The sequence below is a fragment of the Mesorhizobium sp. M0119 genome, from assembly GCF_040322615.1.
Lineage (GTDB): Bacteria > Pseudomonadota > Alphaproteobacteria > Rhizobiales > Rhizobiaceae > Mesorhizobium.
Genome location: NZ_JAMYTU010000015.1, coordinates 16,450 through 38,572, shown reverse-complemented (window position 1 = coordinate 38,572; position 22,123 = coordinate 16,450). Strand labels below are relative to the sequence as shown.

22 protein-coding genes and 1 riboswitch are annotated in these 22,123 nt (G+C 63.1%); of the genes, 19 read left to right on the top strand and 3 right to left on the bottom strand.

The window, feature by feature from the left end; all coding sequences use genetic code 11:
* Position 1 precedes the first annotated feature (1 nt).
* The 3 genes from cobW to NKJ40_RS16235 form a co-directional block, all read right to left on the bottom strand.
* On the bottom strand, positions 2–1,042 hold the full coding sequence (cobW, locus tag NKJ40_RS16245; RefSeq protein ID WP_352466874.1) for a cobalamin biosynthesis protein CobW: 1,041 nt from the start codon (positions 1,040–1,042) through the stop codon (positions 2–4).
* Positions 1,039–1,473 carry a DUF1636 family protein gene (locus NKJ40_RS16240; RefSeq protein WP_352466873.1) on the bottom strand — a complete coding sequence of 145 codons (435 nt, stop codon included), beginning with the start codon at positions 1,471–1,473 and terminating at the stop codon, positions 1,039–1,041. The genes cobW and NKJ40_RS16240 overlap by 4 nt, the downstream gene beginning before the upstream one ends.
* 38 nt (positions 1,474–1,511) lie before the next feature.
* A riboswitch (cobalamin riboswitch) is annotated at positions 1,512–1,715 on the bottom strand.
* 29 nt (positions 1,716–1,744) lie between these two features.
* Complete coding sequence (locus NKJ40_RS16235; RefSeq protein ID WP_352466872.1) at positions 1,745–2,944, bottom strand: winged helix-turn-helix domain-containing protein; 1,200 nt, start codon at positions 2,942–2,944, stop codon at positions 1,745–1,747.
* A 335-nt stretch (positions 2,945–3,279) separates the two neighbouring features.
* Between NKJ40_RS16235 and NKJ40_RS16230 the strand changes: the two genes are divergently transcribed.
* From NKJ40_RS16230 to NKJ40_RS16140, 19 genes are all read left to right on the top strand, one after another.
* Positions 3,280–3,645, top strand: a complete 366-nt coding sequence (locus NKJ40_RS16230) for an NADH-quinone oxidoreductase subunit A (protein WP_023676631.1) — start codon at positions 3,280–3,282, stop codon at positions 3,643–3,645.
* Entirely contained in the window at positions 3,636–4,217 is a 582-nt protein-coding gene (locus NKJ40_RS16225) for a NuoB/complex I 20 kDa subunit family protein (RefSeq protein WP_352466871.1), read from the top strand. Before NKJ40_RS16230 ends, NKJ40_RS16225 begins: the two co-directional genes overlap by 10 nt.
* Before the next feature lie 5 nt (positions 4,218–4,222).
* Positions 4,223–4,825 carry an NADH-quinone oxidoreductase subunit C gene (locus tag NKJ40_RS16220; protein WP_023720748.1) on the top strand — a complete coding sequence of 201 codons (603 nt, stop codon included), beginning with the start codon at positions 4,223–4,225 and terminating at the stop codon, positions 4,823–4,825.
* Entirely contained in the window at positions 4,826–6,016 is a 1,191-nt protein-coding gene (locus NKJ40_RS16215) for an NADH-quinone oxidoreductase subunit D (RefSeq protein WP_352466870.1), read from the top strand.
* On the top strand, positions 6,013–6,393 hold the full coding sequence (locus tag NKJ40_RS16210) for a hypothetical protein (RefSeq protein WP_352466869.1): 381 nt from the start codon (positions 6,013–6,015) through the stop codon (positions 6,391–6,393). Before NKJ40_RS16215 ends, NKJ40_RS16210 begins: the two co-directional genes overlap by 4 nt.
* The gene (nuoE, locus tag NKJ40_RS16205; protein WP_352466868.1) at positions 6,394–7,464 is read left to right on the top strand and encodes an NADH-quinone oxidoreductase subunit NuoE; all 1,071 of its coding nucleotides are present in this window, start codon (positions 6,394–6,396) and stop codon (positions 7,462–7,464) included. It begins immediately after the preceding gene.
* Between the two features lie 10 nt (positions 7,465–7,474).
* Positions 7,475–8,779, top strand: coding sequence for an NADH-quinone oxidoreductase subunit NuoF (gene nuoF / locus NKJ40_RS16200; RefSeq protein ID WP_023676626.1), 1,305 nt, complete (start codon positions 7,475–7,477; stop codon positions 8,777–8,779).
* A gap of 78 nt (positions 8,780–8,857) precedes the next feature.
* On the top strand, positions 8,858–9,553 hold the full coding sequence (locus NKJ40_RS16195; RefSeq protein ID WP_352466867.1) for a helix-hairpin-helix domain-containing protein: 696 nt from the start codon (positions 8,858–8,860) through the stop codon (positions 9,551–9,553).
* Positions 9,554–9,627: 74 nt separating this feature from the next.
* A complete protein-coding gene (gene nuoG, locus NKJ40_RS16190) occupies positions 9,628–11,709 on the top strand; it encodes an NADH-quinone oxidoreductase subunit NuoG (RefSeq protein ID WP_352466866.1) in 2,082 nt (693 codons plus the stop codon).
* Between the two features lie 2 nt (positions 11,710–11,711).
* A complete protein-coding gene (nuoH, locus tag NKJ40_RS16185) occupies positions 11,712–12,755 on the top strand; it encodes an NADH-quinone oxidoreductase subunit NuoH (RefSeq protein WP_292663045.1) in 1,044 nt (347 codons plus the stop codon).
* Entirely contained in the window at positions 12,755–13,012 is a 258-nt protein-coding gene (locus NKJ40_RS16180) for a hypothetical protein (protein WP_352466865.1), read from the top strand. Before nuoH ends, NKJ40_RS16180 begins: the two co-directional genes overlap by 1 nt.
* Positions 13,009–13,500, top strand: a complete 492-nt coding sequence (gene nuoI, locus NKJ40_RS16175) for an NADH-quinone oxidoreductase subunit NuoI (RefSeq protein ID WP_023676622.1) — start codon at positions 13,009–13,011, stop codon at positions 13,498–13,500. The genes NKJ40_RS16180 and nuoI overlap by 4 nt, the downstream gene beginning before the upstream one ends.
* Positions 13,501–13,618: 118 nt before the next feature.
* Positions 13,619–14,239, top strand: coding sequence for an NADH-quinone oxidoreductase subunit J (locus NKJ40_RS16170; protein ID WP_352466864.1), 621 nt, complete (start codon positions 13,619–13,621; stop codon positions 14,237–14,239).
* A 1-nt stretch (position 14,240) separates the two neighbouring features.
* Complete coding sequence (gene nuoK / locus NKJ40_RS16165) at positions 14,241–14,549, top strand: NADH-quinone oxidoreductase subunit NuoK (RefSeq protein ID WP_023676620.1); 309 nt, start codon at positions 14,241–14,243, stop codon at positions 14,547–14,549.
* Between the two features lie 10 nt (positions 14,550–14,559).
* Positions 14,560–16,533 carry an NADH-quinone oxidoreductase subunit L gene (gene nuoL, locus NKJ40_RS16160; RefSeq protein WP_352466863.1) on the top strand — a complete coding sequence of 658 codons (1,974 nt, stop codon included), beginning with the start codon at positions 14,560–14,562 and terminating at the stop codon, positions 16,531–16,533.
* On the top strand, positions 16,533–18,038 hold the full coding sequence (locus NKJ40_RS16155) for an NADH-quinone oxidoreductase subunit M (protein ID WP_352466862.1): 1,506 nt from the start codon (positions 16,533–16,535) through the stop codon (positions 18,036–18,038). The genes nuoL and NKJ40_RS16155 overlap by 1 nt, the downstream gene beginning before the upstream one ends.
* Positions 18,039–18,056: 18 nt before the next feature.
* On the top strand, positions 18,057–19,493 hold the full coding sequence (gene nuoN, locus NKJ40_RS16150) for an NADH-quinone oxidoreductase subunit NuoN (RefSeq protein ID WP_292663035.1): 1,437 nt from the start codon (positions 18,057–18,059) through the stop codon (positions 19,491–19,493).
* Between the two features lie 4 nt (positions 19,494–19,497).
* Complete coding sequence (locus NKJ40_RS16145; protein ID WP_352466861.1) at positions 19,498–20,319, top strand: biotin--[acetyl-CoA-carboxylase] ligase; 822 nt, start codon at positions 19,498–19,500, stop codon at positions 20,317–20,319.
* 84 nt (positions 20,320–20,403) lie between these two features.
* Positions 20,404–22,074: a ribonuclease J gene (locus tag NKJ40_RS16140; protein ID WP_352466860.1), complete on the top strand. Its 1,671-nt coding sequence runs from the start codon at positions 20,404–20,406 to the stop codon at positions 22,072–22,074.
* Positions 22,075–22,123 lie beyond the last annotated feature (49 nt).

Below are 22,123 nucleotides of genomic sequence, written 5' to 3'. Positions count from 1 at the left end.
GTCAGCCGGCGAGGATGCGCTCGATCGCCGGCCGGTTCAGCCCTTTCAGGCCGATGACGACAAGGCGCGAGCGGCGATCGTCTTCAGCGGTCCAGGCGCGGTCGTAATAGTGATTGACGCGCGGACCGACGGCCTGCAGCAGGAGCCGCATCGGCTTGCCGCCGACTTCGACGAAGCCCTTGACGCGCAACACGTTTTCCTCCTCCGCCGCCGTGGCGACGCGTTGTGCGAGCTCGTCCGGGTTGGACACCGACGCGATGTCGATGACGAACGAGTCAAAATCGTCATGTTCGTGGTCGAGCTCGTCGTCGTGATGGGTCTTGCGGTTCTCGATGTCGTCCTCGACGGCGAGGCCGAGGCCGAGCAGTACCGACGGGTCGACCTTGCCTTGCGAAGTCGGCACGATCTTCACCGCCCGCGCAACGTGCTTGCCGATGACGGCATTGGCGCGGGCCGAGCCGGCTGCGTCCATCAGGTCGCTCTTCGACAGGATGATCAGGTCGGCGCAAGCGAGCTGGTCCTCGAATACTTCCTCGACCGGATCGTCGTGTTCGAGCGTCTCGTCCTGCGCGCGCTGCGCCTGCAGGGCGTCCATGTCGTTGGCGACGCGGCCATCAGCCAGCGCCGGTCCGTCGACCACTGCAATGACGCCGTCGACCGTCACGCGGCTTTTCACCGATGGCCACTGGAAGGCCTGGACCAGCGGCTTGGGCAGGGCCAGCCCGGACGTCTCGATCAGGATATGGTCGACCCTCGGCGTCAGCGACAGGATCTGGTCGAGCGCCGGGACGAAATCGTCGGCCACGGTGCAGCAGATGCAGCCATTGGCCAGTTCGACGATGTTTTCCTCGGGGCAGGTGTCGATGCCGCAGCCCTTCAGGATCTCGCCGTCGATGCCGATGTCGCCGAACTCGTTGACGATGATGGCCAGCCGCTTGCCTTTGGCGTTTTCGAGCAAATGGCGGATCAGCGTCGTCTTGCCGGCGCCGAGAAAACCGGTGACGACGGTGCAGGGAACGCGCGAAAGGGAGGCAGCGGTCATATCGAGTCCTTCAAAAGGTCAAGGGGAGGGATGCGGGCAACCAGGCCGCGCTTCAGGCAATCGGGACGGCCGCGCCATGGAATGAGCCCATCCGTCGAGGTGGCGAACAGCTTTGCGCCGGTCACGAGATCGGCGCCGCTGGTCGCAGTCAGGTCGCCGAAGACGTAACTCCAGCAGCCGTCGCGCAGTATGGCGGCGCTGAGCCGGCGCTTGCAATTGCCGAGGCATTCGACGGTGCGGATTTTAATGTTTTCGCTGGAAGCGGCGCGGCGCGTGTCCTCGGCGAGCAGTTCGCCGGCGCGGGGATGAGCGTCCGAACCGGTCTCGTCACGGCAGGACGAGCAGACGATGACGGTAATGCCGGCCGGGGAATCACCATGGCCGGACAATAAATCCGCTGTCTCAGCCGAAAAACTGCTGTCGCGTTCCAAATCAGGCTCCTTGCCCGGAAAACCCGCCAGGCGATCGGATTCTTATGTCCTAGACGGCAGGTCTCCTGGCTCGCGGGTCATCGCCTGGGTGCCGCCTTCCCGGGAATATCCCAGTGGTTTTCGGCCGAGGCTCGTCGCTTACAGTTGCGGGGACAGCCGCGGATTTGAAATCGAGATTTCGCACCGCATTCCCTCTTGGCCCTTGCCGTTGCGGGCAGGGGACCGTCTGGAACGGATTTAGGCTTGTGAAGGCAGTCGTGTCAACGCACGTCTATGACGCGGCGATATCTGCGAGCGGCTGGCCAAGGTCGCCGGCAGCTGTCACCTCGATGCGCTCAAGCCCGAGCCAACCCTGCATCAGCTTCAATTCCTCGAAGAGTTCGGCAGCGGTTTGTGGCGGGGCACCGGGCTCCGCATAGGCGGCATGGACGCGCAATACGCCGGCCGGACGGTCGGCCCTGAGGTCGACGCGCCCGACGATGCTGTCGCCGAGCAGGAACGGCAGCACATAATAGCCATACCGGCGCTTTTCGGCCGGCGTGTAGATCTCGATGCGGTAGTGGAAGTCGAACAACCGCTCGGTGCGCGACCGCTCGAAGACGACGGGATCGAACGGCGCGAGCAAGGCGCGCCCCTCGATCCTGCGCGGCAAACGGGCGTTCTTGTGGAGATAGGCTGTTTTGCTCCAGCCTTCGACGCTCACCGGCAACAGCTCGCCAGCCTCGACCAGCTCCTCGATGCGGCCCTTGATATCGGCGGGCGAGAGGCGGAAATAGTCGCGCAGGTCGCCTGCCGTCGCAACGCCATGGGCGCGGGCGGAGATGCGCAGCAATTCGCGGTGAGCGTCCTCGGGAGCGGGCGTTGGCAGACTTAGTATCGTTGGCGGCAGTACGCGCTCCGGCAGATCGTAGAACCGTTCGAAGCCGCGGCGATGCGCCGTGGTGATAAGGCCGGCCCAGAACAGCCATTCGAAGGCGTGCTTGGCATGGCTCCAGCCCCACCAGCCGCCCGAACCCTTCTGGCCTTCGAAAGCCGACGCCGCGATCGGGCCTCGTTTGGCGACCTCGCGATAGATGTCTTCGATATAGGCGGCGTGCTCGCGGCCCCATTTGGCCAGTCCGCTGTACATTTCGTCGCCGCGCTCGGCCCGCTGCATGCGCCAGCGCATCAGCGGATAGGTTTCAACCGGCAGGAAGGAGGCTTCGTGCGCCCAATATTCGAAGACCATGCGCTTCCGCGTTACGGCGGCGGCGTCGAGCAGCGCCAGCTTGTAGGGGCCAAGTCGAGAATAGAGCGGCATATAATGGGCGCGCACCACGGCGCTGACAGAATCGATCTGCAGGAGGCCGGTACGGGCAAGCACTCTGGCCAGATGCCGGCGGTCGGGCGTGCCGCTGGGGCGCGGGTCATTGAATCCCTGTGCCGCCAGCGCAATGCGACGGGCCATGCGAAGCGAGATTTTTTCCTTCATCAAGGCGGTATCCTGATGACGTGAGACAGAGAAAATGACTTGCGATTCCGCGCCATGCTAGCAGGGTTTTGGCGGCATCCATGTCAGGAGAGAAAAGTGGAGTGAAAAGTGAAGGAAATCAAACAGGAGCGGATCGGACCAGTTTTCCCGGATATGCCGTCCAGCACCGCGATTTGAACAAGGTTTGACTTGCTTCGCCGAAAGCGCTGCGCTAACCCTCGCCGCGTTGCAGCATAGAGCCCCCTTAAGACGGTTCAGTGGTTAAACTGTCACGCTTCCGCAAGTGGGTCCGGTGCTGTAATCAGAGTGGATTGGCCGCCAACGGAAACTGCAGCATGAACGCACTTTTAGGTTCGTACCTGCCCATCGTCCTGTTCATTGGCGTGGCGCTGATCGTTGGGCTGGCGCTGCTCGCCGCACCGTTCCTGGTGGCCTACCGCAACCCCGATCCGGAAAAGCTTTCCGCCTATGAGTGCGGCTTCAACTCGTTCGACGACGCCCGCATGAAGTTCGATATCCGCTTCTACCTGGTGTCGATCCTGTTCATCATCTTCGATCTGGAGGTGGCCTTCCTGTTTCCGTGGGCAGTGTCGTTCAGCCAGATCGGCATGCTCGGTTTCTGGTCGATGATGGTGTTTTTGGCGGTGCTGACCATCGGCTTTGCCTATGAATGGAAGAAAGGAGCGCTGGAATGGGATTGAGCGACAATTCCGGCACGCTCGTCGCGCCGAAGCCCAAGGGTCTCATCGACCCCAACACCGGCAGGCCGGTCGGGTCCGACGATCCATTCTTCCTGGAGATCAACAACGAGCTCGCCGACAAGGGCTTTCTCGTCACCTCGACCGAGGCGCTGATCACCTGGGCGCGCAGCGGCTCGCTGATGTTCATGACCTTCGGTCTCGCCTGCTGCGCCGTTGAGATGATCCATACCTCGATGCCGCGCTATGACAGCGAGCGTTTCGGTGTCGCGCCGCGCGCGTCTCCGCGCCAGTCCGACATCATGATCGTTGCCGGCACGCTGACCAACAAGATGGCCCCGGCGCTGCGCAAGGTCTACGACCAGATGCCCGAGCCGCGCTACGTCATCTCGATGGGCTCCTGCGCCAATGGCGGCGGCTATTATCATTATTCCTATTCGGTGGTGCGCGGCTGCGACCGCATCGTGCCGGTCGACATCTACGTGCCCGGCTGCCCGCCGAGCGCCGAAGCGCTGCTCTACGGCATCCTTCTCCTGCAGAAGAAGATCCGCCGCACCGGCACCATCGAGCGGTGAGCGTCATGACCCAGGCGTTGAATGACCTCTCGACCTATCTCGGCGAGAAGCTGACCGGCCGGATCGGCGAGGCGGTGCTCGCCTATGGTGAACTCACCATCTCGGTCGAGCCGCGCGACCTGATCGAGGTGGTGACCTTCCTGCGCGACGACCCGAAATGCCAGTTCATCTCGATCATCGACGTCTGCGGCGCCGATTATCCGTCGCGGGCAAAGCGCTTCGACGTTGTCTATCATTTGCTGTCGCCGAGGCAGAATATCCGCATCCGCATCAAGGTCCAGGCCGACGAAGAGACGCTGGTGCCGTCGATCACCGGCATATATCCCGGCGCGGACTGGTTCGAGCGCGAGACCTACGACCTCTATGGCGTGCTGTTTTCAGGCCATCCGGATCTGCGGCGGATCCTGACCGACTACGGCTTCGAGGGCCATCCGCTGCGCAAGGATTTTCCGCTGACCGGCTTCGTCGAGGTGCGCTACGACGACGAGGCCAAGCGCGTCATCTACGAGCCGGTGGAATTGAAACAGGAATTCCGCAATTTCGATTTTCTGTCTCCGTGGGAAGGTACGGATTACGTGCTTCCGGGAGATGAGAAGGCAAAGCAGTAAATGGCTGAAACCTCCGTCCGCAACTTCAACATCAATTTCGGCCCGCAGCATCCGGCCGCGCACGGCGTTTTGCGCCTCGTGCTGGAGCTCGACGGAGAAGTCGTCGATCGCGTCGATCCGCATATCGGGCTGTTGCATCGCGGCACGGAAAAGCTGATCGAGCACAAGACCTATCTGCAGGCCGTGCCCTATCTCGACCGGCTCGACTATTGCGCGCCGATGAACCAGGAACATGCCTTCGCGCTTGCCGCGGAGCGGCTGCTCGGTATCGAGGTGCCGAAGCGCGGACAGCTTATTCGAGTTCTCTACTCCGAGATCGGCCGCATCATGTCGCACATCCTCAATGTGACGACGCAGGCGATGGATGTCGGCGCGCTGACGCCGCCGCTGTGGGGCTTTGTCGAGCGCGAAAAGCTGATGGTGTTTTACGAGCGCGCCTCGGGCTCGCGCATGCACGCGGCCTATTTCCGGCCGGGCGGCGTCCACCAGGACCTGCCGCAGAGGCTGATCGAGGACATCGGCAAGTGGATCGACCCGTTCCTGAAGTCGGTCGACGACCTCGACGCGCTTTTGACCGGCAACCGCATCTTCAAGCAGCGCAATGTCGACATTGCCACCGTCTCCCTGGCGGACGCCTGGGCCTGGGGCTTTTCCGGCGTCATGGTGCGCGGCTCGGGTGCGCCGTGGGATCTGCGCAAATCGCAGCCCTACGAATGCTATGCCGAGCTGGATTTCGACATTCCGATCGGCAAGAACGGCGACTGTTTCGACCGTTATCTGGTGCGCATGGAAGAGATGCGGCAGTCGGCGAAAATCATGCGCCAGTGCGTCGACCTGTTGCTCGGCAAGGAGGGCAGCGGGCCGGTGTCTAACCTCGACGGCAAGGTGGTGCCGCCGAAGCGCGCGGCGATGAAGCGCTCGATGGAAGCGCTGATCCATCACTTCAAGCTCTACACCGAAGGCTACCGCGTTCCGGCCGGCGAGGTCTATGCGGCGGTCGAGGCGCCGAAAGGCGAGTTCGGCGTCTATCTCGTCTCCGACGGCACCAACAAGCCCTATCGCTGCAAGCTGCGCGCGCCCGGCTTCGCGCATCTGCAAGCCATGGACTTTTTGTGCCGCGGCCACATGTTGGCCGACGTCACCGCCGTTCTCGGCTCCCTCGACATCGTGTTTGGTGAGGTCGATCGGTGAAGATGCAGAGCGCCCTGCAAATTGCTGCCGGCTTTGCTGCTGGTATTGCCGGCATGGGTGTTGTTGCCGCCTGGGGTAGCTCGCCGCGAGGCTATTGGGCATCTTGCCGACTTGAGGGTGTGAAGACAAATGTCATGTGCAGGGTAACCACGACGGGTAGGCTTTGGAATCTGGATTCCGGTTGGTATCTAAATTCCGATCCGGCGTATCCGGGTTGGAAGGTGGCGCTTGGCGCGGACTGCTCTGATCGGTACCGCGAATATCGCGACTATGTTGATACTACGTGGGAAAAGATCGGAAACGATGAGAGTACCGCCGTCTTGGCCAGGTCCGACTCTCGCTTTTATTTCGACTGCTACAACAGAGTTCAAAACTAAATGTCAGTCCGCCGTCTCGCAGAAGCCAGCCTCCAGCCAGCCTCCTTCGCCTTCAACCGGGCGAATGCGGCAGCGGCGAAGCAGTGGATCAAGAAATATCCGAAGGGGCGCGAGCAATCCGCCATCATCCCCTTGCTCATGCTGGCGCAGGAGCAGGAAGGCTGGGTGACCAAGGCGGCGATCGAGACGATCTCCGACATGCTCGGCATGCCCTATATTCGCGGGCTGGAAGTCGCCACCTTCTATACGCAATACCAGCTCAATCCGGTCGGCACCCGCGCCCATATCCAGGTCTGCGGCACCACGCCCTGCATGCTGCGCGGCTCGGAAGCGCTGATGGATGTGTGCCGCTCGAAGATCCATCACGACCAGTTCCACACCAACGACAAGGGCACGCTATCGTGGGAGGAGGTCGAGTGCCTCGGTGCCTGCGTCAACGCACCGATGGTGATGATATTCAAGGACACCTATGAGGATTTGACGCCGGAGCGGCTCGCCGAGATCATCGACCTCTACGACGCCGGCAAGGGCGCAACCGTGAAACCGGGACCGCAAAACGGCCGCGTCACCTCAGAGCCGGCCAGCGGCCTGACGACCCTCAAGAGCGAAAAGGCGATCCTGAAGGCGACCCGCGACCGGGAAACCAGGGCGGCGGCCAAGGCCGCGAAGGAAGCTGACCCGGCGGCTGTCGCCGCAGCACCCACGGCGCCGGCCCCGCCAGCCGCCCCTGCCGCGCCGGCGCCGGTTGCGCCCTCGAATGCCAGCAAGCCGAAGACCGATGCGGTCGAGACCAGCCCGGCGCTGAAATCGCCGTCGGTGACAAAAGTCGCGCCCCCGGCGGAAACGGCGGCGAGCGTTGCCGCGCCGCTGCATTCGGCCGCCAATGCCAACAAGGCCGAGCCGCAGGTCGAGGACGTCTCGAAACAGCGCAAGGGCCCCAAGAACAAGGCCGAGCCGGCGTCTGCTTTCAAAGCGCCGGAGGCCAAGGTCAAACCGGCGAAGGCTGCCGCCAAGGCGACCAAGCCGTCGCCCGGAAACAAGAGCCGGCCGACCGGCAAGAAGCCGGTCTGAGGAACGAGCAATGCTTCAGGACAGAGACCGCATCTTCAACAACATCTACGGCCGCTTTGACAAGTCGCTGGCCGGCGCCATGGCGCGCGGCGCCTGGGACAACACGCCCGGCATCGTTGCCAAGGGGCGCGAGTGGATCGTCAACGAGATGAAGGCGAGCGGCCTGCGCGGCCGCGGCGGCGCCGGTTTCCCGACCGGGCTCAAATGGTCGTTCATGCCCAAGCAAAGCGACGGCCGGCCGAGCTATCTCGTCGTCAATGCCGACGAATCCGAGCCCGGCACCTGCAAGGACCGCGACATACTGCGCCACGACCCGCACACGCTGGTCGAAGGCTGCCTGCTTGCCGGCTTCGCCATGGGCGCGGTCGCCGCCTACATCTATGTACGCGGCGAGTTCATCCGCGAGCGCGAGGCGCTGCAACGTGCCATCGACGAGGCCTATGCGGCCAAGCTGATCGGCAAGAACAACACGTCCGGCTACGATTTCGACATCTACATGCACCATGGCGCCGGCGCCTATATCTGCGGCGAGGAAACGGCGCTGCTCGAAAGCCTCGAGGGCAAGAAGGGCCAGCCGCGGCTGAAGCCGCCATTTCCGGCCAATGTCGGCCTCTATGGCTGCCCGACGACGGTCAACAATGTCGAGTCCATCGCGGTCGCGCCGACCATCCTGCGCCGCGGTGCCGCCTGGTTCTCGTCCTTTGGCCGGCCGAACAATGTCGGCACCAAGCTGTTCTGCATCTCCGGCCACGTCAACAATCCGTGCACCGTCGAAGAGGCGATGTCGATCCCGTTCCGCGAGCTGATCGAGACGCATTGCGGCGGCATTCGCGGCGGCTGGGACAATCTGCTGGCGGTCATTCCGGGCGGCGCCTCGGTGCCGCTGGTGCCGGCCGAACAGATCATCGACGCGCCGATGGATTTCGACGCGCTGCGCGACTTGAAATCGGGCCTCGGCACGGCGGCTGTCATCGTCATGGACAAATCGACCGATATCGTGAAAGCGATCGCGCGGCTGTCCTATTTCTACAAGCACGAAAGCTGCGGCCAGTGCACGCCCTGCCGTGAGGGCACCGGCTGGATGTGGCGGGTGATGGAGCGGCTGGTGCGCGGCGAGGCGCAGAAGCGCGAGATCGACATGCTGCTCGATGTGACGAAGCAGGTCGAGGGCCACACGATCTGTGCGCTGGGCGATGCGGCGGCATGGCCGATCCAGGGCCTGATGCGGCATTTCCGCGGCGAGGTGGAGCGGCGCATCGACGAGTTTTCGCGCAACGCGCACCGCGCCGAACCGGTGCTGGCGGCAGCGGAATAGAAGAATTCAAAAATGCGGGCGAATGCCCGAAACGAGGAAACGAGCGCGGGGCAGACGGAAACGACCAGGAGACCATCTATGTCGCTGTTTTCGATACCCGATCATTTGACGCCCGATATGGACCCGTTGTTGAAGATGAACCAGGACCTGACCACGATGATGCCGAAGGAGATGGCCAATGCCGTCAATCTCCTGGCGCATCCTGTCGCGGGCGCGGCGGCGATGACGGCACTCGGCATCGGCCTTGCCAACCACGCTTTTGGCATCTGGATGGGCGTGCTTTCAGGCGCGGCCGAGACCTCGCAGCGGCTTTGGCAGCCGGTCGGCGACGATTTCGAGGCCCGGACCGAACGCGTTTCCGCGACCGGCAAAAGCTCCTCGACCAAGGCGCGCGCGGCGGCCAAAACCCTGATTGCCGAGGCACAGTCCTTCGCCAATGACGTGACCGACATTGCGACGAGCACTGCGGCGCAGAGTTTGGCGAATGCGAGCACCGTTGCAGCGGATGCGTCGGCCGGGCTGATGCCGGAAGATTTCAAGCAGCCCAAGCCGATGGACCGGCCAGCCGAGCCCGCCGACCTCAAGGCGATATCGGGCATCGGACCAAAACTGGAAAAGGTGCTGAACGGCCTTGGCATCTGGACATACGGCCAGATCGCCGCGTGGACGCCGGAAGAGATCGCCTGGGTCGAGGATTACCTGTCGTTGAAGGGCCGTATCGGCCGGGACGGCTGGATCGGTCAGGCAGCGAGGTTGGCCGAGGCCAAACACTGAATTCAATGCCGCACGCGGTTTCGGCCGCGTCGAAAAAGAAAGATTGCGGAACGTCCGCAGGGGTTTGAAGGCGAATGGCAAAGCTCAAGGTCGACGGGAAAGAGATCACTGTACCCGACCACTACACGCTGCTGCAGGCGGCCGAGGACGCCGGCGCCGAAGTGCCGCGCTTCTGCTTCCATGAGCGGTTGTCGATCGCCGGCAATTGCCGCATGTGCCTGATCGAGGTGAAGGGCGGCCCGCCCAAGCCGCAGGCGTCCTGCGCCATGGGTGTTCGTGACCTGCGCCCGGGCCCGAACGGCGAGCCGCCGGAAATCTTCACCAACACGCCGATGGTCAAGAAGGCGCGCGAAGGCGTGATGGAATTCCTGCTGATCAACCATCCGCTGGATTGCCCGATCTGCGACCAGGGCGGCGAGTGCGACCTGCAGGACCAGGCGATGGCGTTCGGCGTTGATTCCTCGCGCTACCACGAGAACAAGCGGGCCGTCGAAGACAAGTATATCGGGCCGCTGGTCAAGACGATCATGAACCGCTGCATCCATTGCACGCGCTGCGTCCGCTTCACCACCGAGATTGCCGGCATATCGGAACTCGGCCTGATCGGCCGCGGCGAGGATGCCGAGATCACCACCTATCTCGAAAGCGCCATGACTTCGGAACTGCAGGGCAATGTCATCGACCTTTGCCCGGTCGGTGCGCTGACCTCCAAACCCTACGCCTTCCAGGCGCGGCCTTGGGAACTGACCAAGACGGAATCCATCGACGTGATGGACGCCGTCGGGTCGGCGATCCGCGTCGACAGCCGGGGCCGCGAAGTGATGCGCATCCTGCCGCGCACCAACGAGGCGGTGAACGAGGAATGGATTTCCGACAAGACCCGCTTCATCTGGGACGGCTTGCGCACGCAGCGCCTCGACCGGCCCTATGTTCGCAAAAACGGCAGACTGGCCCCGGCAAGCTGGGCCGAGGCTTTTGCCGCGATCAAGGAAGCGGTGTCGAACGCCGCACCCGAAAAGATCGGCGCCATCGCCGGCGATCTCGCGGCCGTCGAAGAGATCTACGCGCTGAAGCTTATGATGGCTTCGCTTGGCTCGAAGAACACCGACTGCCGCCAGGACGGTGCCGCACTCGATCCGTCGCTCGGCCGGGCGAGCTATGTGTTCAACCCGACCATCGAAGGCATCGAACAGGCCGACGCGGTGCTGATCATCGGCGCCAATCCGCGCTTCGAGGCGTCCTTGCTCAACGCCCGCATCCGCAAGCGCTGGCGGGCCGGCAATCTGCCGGTCGGCGTCATCGGCGATGTCGGCGATACGCGCTATGACTACGAGCAGCTCGGCGCCGGGCCGGAATCGCTGAAGGATCTCGCCGACGGTAACGGCAAATTCTTCCAGCTGCTGAAGAAGGCGACGCATCCACTGATCATCGTCGGCCAGGGTGCGCTGGCGCGTCCCGATGGCGCGGCCGTGCTCGGCCAGGTGGCGAAGCTCGCCGTCGCCGTCAATGCCGCAAGGGCCGACTGGAACGGTTTTGCCGTGCTGCACACCGCGGCGGCACGGGTCGGCGGCCTCGATGTCGGCTTCGTGCCGGGCGAGGGCGGCAGGAATGTCGCCGGCATGCTCGGCGAGACCGACGTGCTGTTCCTGCTCGGTGCCGACGAGATCGATATGGCCAAGACCGGCGGCGCTTTCGTCGTCTATATCGGCACGCATGGCGACAAGGGCGCGCATCGTGCCAACGTCATCCTGCCGGGCGCCGCCTATACCGAGAAGTCGGGCACCTTCGTCAATACCGAAGGCCGTGTGCAGCAGACCAACCGGGCCGGCTTTGCGCCCGGCGAGGCGCGCGAGGACTGGGCGATCCTTCGGGCACTGTCGGATGTGCTCGGCAAGAAGCTGCCGTTCGATTCGCTGCCGCAATTGCGCGCAAAGCTCTATGCGGAATACCCGCATCTTGCCCGCATCGACCATGTCGCGGCCGGCGACCCGGCCGACATCGCCAGGGTGGCCAAGCTCGGCGGGCGGCTGAACAAGGGCACCTTCACCTCGCCGGTCAAGGATTTCTACCTGACCAACCCGATCACGCGGGCTTCCGCGGTGATGGCCGAGTGCTCGGCTTTGGCGAAGAACGGCTTCAGGCAGGCGGCGGAGTAGACATGGACACCTTCTTCTCCTTCTACGTGCTGCCGGCGCTGCTGATCCTTTTGAAGTCGGTCGTGCTGATCGTCGTTCTGTTGATCTTCGTCGCCTATGTGCTTTACGCCGACCGCAAGATCTGGGCGGCGGTGCAATTGCGCCGGGGACCGAACGTCGTCGGCCCGTGGGGCACGCTGCAGGCTTTCGCCGATCTGCTGAAATTCGTCTTCAAGGAGCCGGTGATCCCGTCCGGCGCCAACAAGGGCGTTTTCCTGCTGGCGCCCTTGGTGTCGGCGGTGCTTGCGATCTCTGCCTGGGCGGTGATCCCGGTCAATGAAGGCTGGGCCATCGCCAACGTCAATGTCGGCATCCTCTATGTCTTCGCCATCTCCTCGCTCGAGGTCTATGGCGTGATCATGGGCGGCTGGGCGTCCAATTCGAAATACCCGTTCCTCGGCGCGCTGCGCTCGGCGGCGCAGATGGTGTCCTACGAAGTCTCGATCGGCTTCGTCATCGTCACCGTGCTGCTTTGCGTCGGCTCGCTCAACCTGTCCGACATCGTCTTGTCGCAACAGGACGGGTTGGGCACGCGGCTCGGCCTGCCCAACACCTTCCTCGACTGGCATTGGCTGTCGCTGTTCCCGATGTTCATCGTCTTCTTCATCTCGGCGCTGGCCGAAACCAACCGTCCGCCCTTCGACCTCGTGGAAGCCGAATCGGAACTTGTCGCCGGCCATATGGTCGAATATTCCTCGACGCCGTTCCTGTTGTTCTTCCTCGGCGAATATGTCGCCGTCGTCCTGATGTGCGCGCTGGCCACCATCCTGTTCCTTGGCGGCTGGCTGCCGCCCTTCAACTTCGCGCCGTTCACCTGGGTGCCGGGGCTGATCTGGTTCGTGCTCAAGGTCTGCCTGGTGTTCTTCATGTTCTCGATGGTGAAGGCGTTCGTGCCGCGCTATCGCTACGACCAATTGATGCGGCTCGGCTGGAAGGTCTTCCTGCCGATCTCGCTGTTCATGGTGGTCGCTACCGCCGCCTTCCTCAAAATCACGGGGTTTGCGTGATGGGCAATTTGACCATTGGTTTCTTGGGCGCGGTTACCGGCGTGCTCGTTGCGATCTTTGGCAATTTTGCCGTCCTGCCTTACGTCTTGCGGCAACAGGACCAAAGGTTGTCGGCAACCTACCGAGTTCCGGTGGTTGGTTGGGACAAGCAGAAATTGGCGTCGCTCACGAGACTTATGTACCGGTTCCAGATGCCTGTCATTTTCGGATTTGTCGGCGCAATCGCTGCAGTACAGATTTTTGGAGGTGCTGAATGAGCGCGCTTTCCCAGGCCGCCAAGTCGCTGCTTTTGCAGGATTTCGTCAGCGCTTTCTTCCTGTCGATGCGGCAGTTCTTCGCGCCGAAGGAAACGATCAACTATCCGCACGAGAAGGGACCGGTCAGCCCGCGCTTCCGCGGCGAACATGCGCTACGCCGCTATCCGAACGGCGAGGAACGCTGCATCGCCTGCAAATTGTGCGAGGCGATCTGCCCGGCGCAGGCCATCACCATCGAAGCCGGCCCGCGACGCAATGACGGCACACGGCGTACCGTGCGCTACGACATCGACATGGTGAAATGCATTTATTGCGGCTTCTGCCAGGAAGCCTGCCCGGTCGACGCCATCGTCGAGGGGCCGAATTTCGAATTCGCGACGGAGACGCGCGAGGAGCTTTATTACGACAAGGACAGGCTTCTGGCCAATGGCGACCGCTGGGAGCGCGAACTGGCGCGCAACATCTCGCTGGATGCGCCTTACCGCTGATATTTGACGCATGGACGGGGCGAGGGGCCTCGTTTAAGGAACACGCAACTTGCCGACCGGAGGCGGTGGCAAAAAACAGGACGAACGTCCTGTTCGGACAGGAACCCGGGGGAACCCCATGCTGAGTGGACTAGAGGCGGCCTTTTTCTACCTCTTCGCCTTTGTCGCGGTGGCGTCGGCGTTCATGGTCGTTTCGGCGCGTAATCCCGTGCATTCGGTGCTGTTCCTGATCCTGACCTTCTTCAACGCCGCCGGCCTGTTCATGCTGACCGGCGCCGAGTTCCTGGCGATGATCCTGCTCGTCGTCTATGTCGGCGCGGTCATGGTGCTGTTCCTGTTTGTCGTCATGATGCTCGACGTCGACTTCGCCGAAATGAAGGAAGGCGCGCTGCAATATGCACCGATCGGCGCGCTGGTCGGGCTGATCCTGGCGGCGGAGCTGATCGTCGTGCTCGGCGGCTATACATTCGCGCCGAAACTGGCGGCGACGGTCGCAAAACCCATTCCGGACCTGGCCGCGCGTTCGAACACGGCAGCGCTCGGCGACATCCTCTACACGGATTACCTCTATTACTTCCAGGTGGCGGGGCTGGTGCTGCTGGTCGCCATGATCGGCGCCATCGTGCTGACGCTGCGCCACAAGCCGGGCGTCAAGCGGCAGTCGATCGCCGCCCAGGTCGGCCGCACGGCGGCAACCGGAGTGGAAATCCGCAAGGTCAAGACGGGCGAAGGAGTCTGAGATGGTCGTCGGCATCGCGCACTACCTGACCGTATCGGCGATCCTGTTCACGCTCGGCGTGTTCGGCATCTTCCTGAACCGCAGGAACGTCATCGTCATCCTGATGTCGATCGAGCTGATCCTGCTTGCGGTCAACATCAATTTCGTCGCCTTCTCGGCGGCGCTCGGCGATCTCGTCGGCCAGGTGTTCGCACTGTTCGTGCTGACGGTCGCGGCGGCCGAAGCGGCGATCGGCCTTGCCATTCTCGTCGTCTTCTTCCGCAACCGCGGCTCGATCGCGGTCGAAGACGTGAACATGATGAAGGGTTGACGGAACCACCATGTATCAGGCCATCGTCTTCCTTCCGCTGCTCGGCTTCCTGATCGTCGGCCTGTTCGGCACCTCGCTCGGCGCCAAGGCTTCCGAATACATCACCTCCGGCTTCCTGGTGATCGCGGCTGTGCTGTCGTGGGTCGCCTTGTTCTCCGTCGGCTTCGGCGGCGGCGAGGTGTTCACCGTGCCGGTGATGCGCTGGATCCAGTCTGGCGGCCTCGAAGCGTCTTGGGCGCTGCGGATCGACACATTGACCGTAGTGATGCTGGTCGTGGTCAACACGGTGTCGGCGCTGGTCCATATCTACTCGATCGGCTACATGCATCACGACCCGGACCGGCCGCGCTTCTTTGCCTATCTGTCGCTGTTCACCTTCGCCATGCTGATGCTGGTGACGGCCGACAACCTCGTGCAGATGTTCTTCGGCTGGGAAGGCGTCGGCCTTGCCTCGTATCTGCTGATCGGCTTCTGGTACAAGAAGCCGTCGGCCAATGCGGCTGCGATCAAGGCCTTCATCGTCAACCGCGTCGGCGATTTCGGCTTTGCGCTCGGCATATTCGGCGTGTTCGTGCTGTTCGGCTCGGTCAATCTCGGCACCATCTTCGCCAATGCGGCAACGTTCATTCCGGCCGAAGGTGGGCCGCAAGGTGCGGCCGTGCTGACCTTCCTCGGCTATGCGCTCGATAAGCAGGCCGCGATGACGGTCGTCTGCCTGCTCCTGTTCATGGGCGCCATGGGCAAGTCGGCGCAGGTGCCGTTGCACACCTGGCTGCCGGATGCCATGGAAGGCCCGACGCCGGTCTCGGCACTGATCCATGCCGCCACCATGGTGACGGCAGGCGTGTTCATGCTGGCGCGGCTGTCGCCGCTGTTCGAGCTGTCGCATTCGGCACTGACGGTGGTCACCTTCATCGGCGCCTTCACCGCCTTCTTCGCGGCGACGGTCGGTCTCGTCCAGAACGACATCAAGCGCGTCATCGCCTATTCGACCTGTTCGCAGCTCGGCTATATGTTCGTGGCGCTCGGCGTCGGCGCCTATGGCGCGGCGATTTTCCATCTGTTCACCCACGCCTTCTTCAAGGCGCTGCTGTTCCTCGGCTCGGGCTCGGTCATCCACGCCGTCTCCGACGAGCAGGACATGCGCAAGATGGGCGGCCTCAGGACGCTCATCCCGACGACCTACTGGATGATGGTGATCGGCACACTGGCCCTGACCGGTGTCGGCATCCCGGTAACGATCATCGGCACGGCCGGCTACTTTTCGAAGGACGCCATCATCGAGGCCGCTTTTGCCAGCCACAATGCGGTCGCCGCGTTTGCCTTCATATTGCTGGTCATTGCCGCCTGCTTCACCTCCTTCTACTCCTGGCGGCTGATCTTCATGACCTTCCACGGCGAGCCGCGGGCCAGCCACGAGGTCATGCACCATGTCCATGAATCGCCGCCGGTCATGCTGGTGCCGCTGTTCATCCTGGCGGCGGGCGCGCTGTTCGCCGGCGTGATCTTCCACGGCGCCTTCATCGGCGACGGCTATGCCGAATTCTGGAAGGCGTCGCTGTTCACGTTGCCGGACAACCACATCCTGCACGAAATCCACGAAGTGCCGTTGTGGGTCGAGCTGTCGCCGTTCATCGCCATGCTGATCGGCTTTGCGATTGCCTGGCAGTTCTATATTCGCGCGCCGGAAATGCCTCGGAGCGTCGCCGCCAACCATCGCCTGCTCTACGCCTTCCTGCTCAACAAATGGTATTTCGACGAGCTCTACGAATTCCTGTTCGTGCGGCCGGCAAAGCGCCTCGGCAGCTTCCTGTGGAAGACCGGCGACGGCACCGTGATCGACGGGCTCGGGCCGGACGGCATTTCGGCGCGTGTCGTCGACGTCACCAACCGGGTCGTCAAGCTGCAGACCGGCTATCTCTATCACTATGCCTTCGCCATGCTGATCGGCGTTGCCGCACTCGTCACCTGGATGATGCTCTGATGACCGCCTGGCCGATCCTATCGCTGGTCACCTTCCTGCCGCTGGTTGGTGTGCTGCTCATCCTTTTCGTGCGCGACGACAGCGAGAACGCGCGCCGCAACATCCGCGCCATCGCGCTGTTCACGACTGCGTTCACGTTTGTGATTTCGTTGTTTATCTGGACCGGCTTCGACAATTCGCAGCCTGGCTTCCAGTTCGTCGAGAAGTTTGCCTGGCTGGATTCCGGCATCTCCTACCATATGGGCGTCGACGGCATCTCCATGCTGTTCGTCATCCTGACCACCTTCCTGATGCCGCTCTGCATTCTCGCCTCGTGGGAATCGATCGAGAAGCGCGTCAAGGCTTACATGATTGCCTTCCTGCTGCTCGAGACGCTGATGATCGGGGTGTTCTGCGCGCTCGACATCGTCTTGTTCTACGTCTTCTTCGAAGCCGGGCTGATCCCGATGTTCATCATCATCGGCGTTTGGGGCGGCAAGCGGCGCGTCTATGCCTCGTTCAAGTTCTTCCTCTACACCCTGGCCGGCTCGGTGCTGATGCTGCTCGCCATCATGGCGATGTTCTTCCAGTCCGGCACCACCGATATCCCGACGCTTCTGACCCACAACTTCCCGGCCAATATGCAGACCTGGCTATGGCTTGCCTTCTTCGCGTCCTTTGCGGTGAAGATGCCGATGTGGCCGGTGCACACCTGGCTGCCGGACGCGCATGTCGAAGCGCCGACGGCCGGCTCGGTGATCCTGGCCGCCATCCTGCTCAAGATGGGCGGGTACGGCTTCCTGCGTTTTTCGCTGCCGATGTTTCCGATTGCATCCGAAATGTTCGCGCCGCTGATCTTCACGCTCTCCGGCGTCGCCATCATCTACACCTCGCTCGTGGCGCTGATGCAGGAGGACATGAAGAAGCTGATCGCCTATTCGTCGGTCGCTCACATGGGCTTCGTTACCATGGGCATCTTCGCGATGAACCAGGAAGGCGTCCAGGGTTCGATCTTCCAGATGCTTTCGCACGGCCTGGTCTCGGGCGCGCTGTTCCTCTGCGTCGGCGTCGTCTACGACCGCATGCACACGCGTGACATCGACGCCTATGGCGGGTTGGTCAACAACATGCCGAAATATGCAACCGTGTTCATGATCTTCACCATGGCCAATGTCGGCCTGCCCGGCACCAGCGGCTTTGTCGGCGAGTTCCTGACCATGCTCGGCGTGTTCCGGGTCAACACCTGGGTGGCGTTCTTCGCTGCCACAGGCGTCATCCTGTCGGCGGCCTACGCGCTCTGGCTCTACCGCAAGGTGATCTTCGGCGCACTGACCAAGGAAAGCCTGAAAGGCCTGCTCGACCTGTCGACGCGCGAGAAGGTGATCATCTATCCGCTGGTCGCGCTGGTCATCTTCTTCGGTGTCTATCCGGCGCCGATCTTCGACGCCACGGCCGAATCGGTCAAGGCGCTCGTTACCAATGTCACCGCATCCATCGGCGCCGCGCAGACCGCGGCGGCGAACTGACTGGGGGTTTTGCGAACCATGACGCCGGACCTTCTCTCCAGCCTGTCGCTCTCGACGCCAGAGCTGATCCTCGCCATCGGCGCCTTGGCGCTGTTGATGCTCGGCGCCTATTCGCGCGCCAACACCACTGTCACGGTGAGCGGCCTTGCCGTCGCCGTGTTGGTGGTCGCCGGCGCCTGGCTGATCTTTTCGCCGGGACAGGGCAACGCCTATGGCGAAGCCTTCATCCAAGATCCGTTCGCCCGCTTCATGAAGGTTTTGGCGCTGATCGGCTCGGCGGTGACGCTGGTCATGTCGGTCCGCTTTGCCCAGGCGGAGCGTTTCGACAAGTTCGAATATCCGGTGCTGATCCTGCTCTGCACGCTCGGCATGATGCTGATGATCTCGGCCAACGGCATGATCGGGCTCTATCTCGGCCTCGAGCTGCAGTCGCTGGCGATCTACGTGCTGGCGGCGATCAACCGGGACAATCTGCGCTCGACCGAGGCCGGGCTGAAGTATTTCGTCCTTGGCGCGCTGTCGTCGGGCATGCTGCTTTACGGCATCTCGCTGGTCTACGGCTACACCGGCAACACCGGCTTCCAGGAGATCGCCGCGGCGCTGAGCGGCGGCGAGCGCCAGCTTGGCCTCGTCTTCGGCCTGGTCTTTGTGTTGGCCGGCCTTGCCTTCAAGATCTCGGCGGTGCCGTTCCATATGTGGACGCCCGACGTCTATGAAGGTGCGCCGACGCCGGTGACGGCTTTTCTGGCGGCGGCACCGAAGATGGCGGCGATGGCGCTGATGGTGCGCGTCACCATGGGCGCCTTCAAGCCGATCGCCGCCGACTGGCAGCAGATCATCGTCTTCATCTCGATCGCCTCGATGGCGCTCGGCGCCTTCGCGGCGATCGGCCAGACCAACATCAAGCGGCTGATGGCGTATTCCTCCATCGGCCATATGGGTTATGCGCTGGTCGGCCTTGCCGCCAACAGCCAGGACGGCGTGCGCGGCGTCGCCATCTACATGCTGATCTACCTGGTGATGACGCTCGGCACCTTCGCCTTCATCCTCGCCATGCGGCGCAAGGAGGGCAATGTCGAGCAGATCAGCGATCTCGCCGGCCTGTCGGCGACCAATCCGATCATGGCGACGATCCTCACCATCCTGATGTTCTCGCTGGCCGGCATTCCACCGCTCGCCGGCTTCTGGGGGAAATGGTACGTGTTCCTCGCCGCCATCAACGCCAACCTCTACGCGCTGGCGATCATCGGCGTGCTGGCCTCTGTGGTGGGCGCCTATTATTATCTGCGCATCATCAAAATCATGTGGTTCGACGAACCGGTCGGCGGCTTCGTGCCGATGGCGACCGAACTGCGCGTCGTGCTCGGCGTCTGCGGCGCCTTCGTGCTGTTCTACGTGCTGATTGGCGGCCCGATCGGAACCTACGCGGCAGCCGCGGCCAAGACCTTCTTCTAACGGAATGACGTTCAGGCTGGCTCCAACCGCGGCTTCGGAAGGGTTCCGGCTCGAGGCGCACGATACGGTCGGCTCCACCAATGCGCTGGCGCTGGAGCACGCGCGGGCAGGCGATCCCGGCAAATTGTGGGTCGTTTCAAAAAAACAGGAAGCTGGGCGTGGCCGCCGTGGCCGCGCCTGGGCGACGCCCGAGGGCAATCTGGCCGCGACGCTGCTAGTGATCACCAACACCGAGCTTCGACTTGCCGCGACGCTCGGCTTCGTTGCCGGACTGGCGCTGGCCGACGCGCTCGACGCCGTCGTGCCGAAGGGCAGGATCGCGATCGGCCTCGATGGTGCGAGCCAAGGCAAGAACCGTTTCGAGCTGAAATGGCCGAACGATGTGCTTGCCTCGGGCGCCAAGCTCGCCGGCATCCTGCTGGAATCGGCGATGCTGGATGGCGGCCGTTCGGCGGTGGCTGTCGGCATCGGCGTCAATGTGGTGGCTTATCCCAAGGATTTGCCCTATCCAGCGACGTCGCTCAACGCGCTGGGGTCTGCTTGCGATGCCGAGACCCTGTTTCTGGCGCTGTCGGACGCCTGGAGCGAGAACGTGCGGCTGTGGAACGAAGGGCGCGGGCTTGCCGCCGTCAGGCGGCGGTGGCTGGCGCGTGCGGCGGGGCTTGGCGGGCATGTTGCTGTCAGAATTGACGGTAATGTGGTGCGCGGCACCTTCGAGACCATTGACGAGGACTGCCGTTTCGTGATCCGCGACGATCAAGGTTCGGTTCTGACGATCGCTGCCGGCGACGTGCATTTCGGCGCGGTTGCCTCGGCTGGCGGTTGACTGGCCAATACGTTTGACTGGCCAGCATTTGACCAGCTTGAATTTGACCGGCCCGCAATTTTGACCGGCAAGGAAGGAAAGACCATGGCGATAGCGGAAAACGCCGAACTTGTCTTCGTGCCGCTCGGCGGCGTCGGCGAGATCGGCATGAACTTCGCCCTCTACGGCTATGGGCCGGCCAATGGGCGCGAATGGATCATCGTCGATGTCGGCGTCACTTTTCCCGATGCAACCCTGCCCGGCGTCGACCTGGTACTGCCCGACACGCGTTTCATCGAGGAGAATGTCGCCAATCTGCGCGGCATCGTCATTACCCATGCGCATGAGGACCACTACGGGGCGTTGCACGACATTTGGCCGAAGCTCAAGGCGCCGGTCTGGATGACGCCGTTCAGCGCCGGCCTGCTGGAAGCCAAGCGGCAGGGCGAGCAAGGGGCGCCGAAGATCCCGGTGACGATCTACCGGGCCGGCGAGAAATTCACCGTCGGCCCGTTCGAGATCGAGGCCATCCCCGTCGCGCACTCCATTCCCGAACCGATGTCGCTGGCGATCACGACGCCGGCCGGCGTCGTCATCCATACCGGCGACTGGAAGATCGATCCGGCGCCGACGGTCGGGCCGATGACCGACGAGGCGCGCTTCCGCGCCTATGGCGACAAGGGCGTGCTGGCGCTGATCTGCGATTCCACCAATGCGATGCGGGAAGGGGAATCGCCGTCCGAAGTGGCGGTGGGCGAAGGCCTCAAGAGCGTCATCCAGAACGCCAAGGGCCGTGTCGCCGTCACCAGCTTCTCCTCCAATGTCGGGCGCATCGTCTCCATCGCCAGGGCGGCGCGGGATGCCGGCCGCCAGTGCCTGGTGCTTGGCCGCTCGATGAAGCGCGTCATCGATGTGGCTGATGAACTCGGTTATATGGACGGCTTGCCGGAATTCATCGCCGAGGAGGATTACGGCTTCATCCCGCGCGAAAACCTCGTCATCATCTGTACCGGCAGCCAGGGCGAGCCGCTTGCCGCACTGGCCAAGCTGTCGCGCGACGAGATGAAGTCGGTGGCGCTGACGGCCGGCGACACGGTGGTGTTTTCCTCGCGCACCATTCCGGGCAACGAGAAGGCGATCCTCGAAATCAAGAACCGCCTGATCGATCTCGGCATCAAGATCATCGAGGACGGCGATGCGCTGGTGCATGTCTCCGGCCATCCACGCCGCAGCGAATTGCGCAAGATGTATGAATGGGTGCGGCCGCAGATCGGCGTTCCCGTGCATGGCGAAGCGGCGCATCTGGTGGCGCAGGGCTCGCTGATGTCGACGTCCGGCATCGGCCAGGTGGCGCAGGTGCGCGACGGCGACATGCTCAGGCTGTATCCGGGTGCCGCCGCCATCATCGACCAGGTGCCGTTCGGCCGCATCTACAAAGACGGAAGGCTGATCGGCAGCGACCAGGCGATGGGCATTCGCGACCGCCGCAAGCTGTCCTTCGCCGGCCATGTCGCCGTCAATGTCGTGCTCGACGACAAATACGAGCTTGCCGGTGATCCGGATCTCGTCGCCATCGGCGTCGCCGAGGCCGACGGCGGCGGCGAGAGCCTGGAAGACCTGATGATCGATGCGGCAATCGGCGCCGTGGACTCCATCCCCCGCCAGCGCCGAAAAGACCTCGACCTGGTCCAGGAGGCGGTGCGGCGCGCGGTGCGCGGCGCGGCCAACGAAGCCTGGGGCAAGAAGCCGCTGGTGACGGTGTTCGTCACAAGGTAAGGGAATAGGGGAGTAGGGCAGTACGGCAGTAGGGGGAGGAAGTATTTTT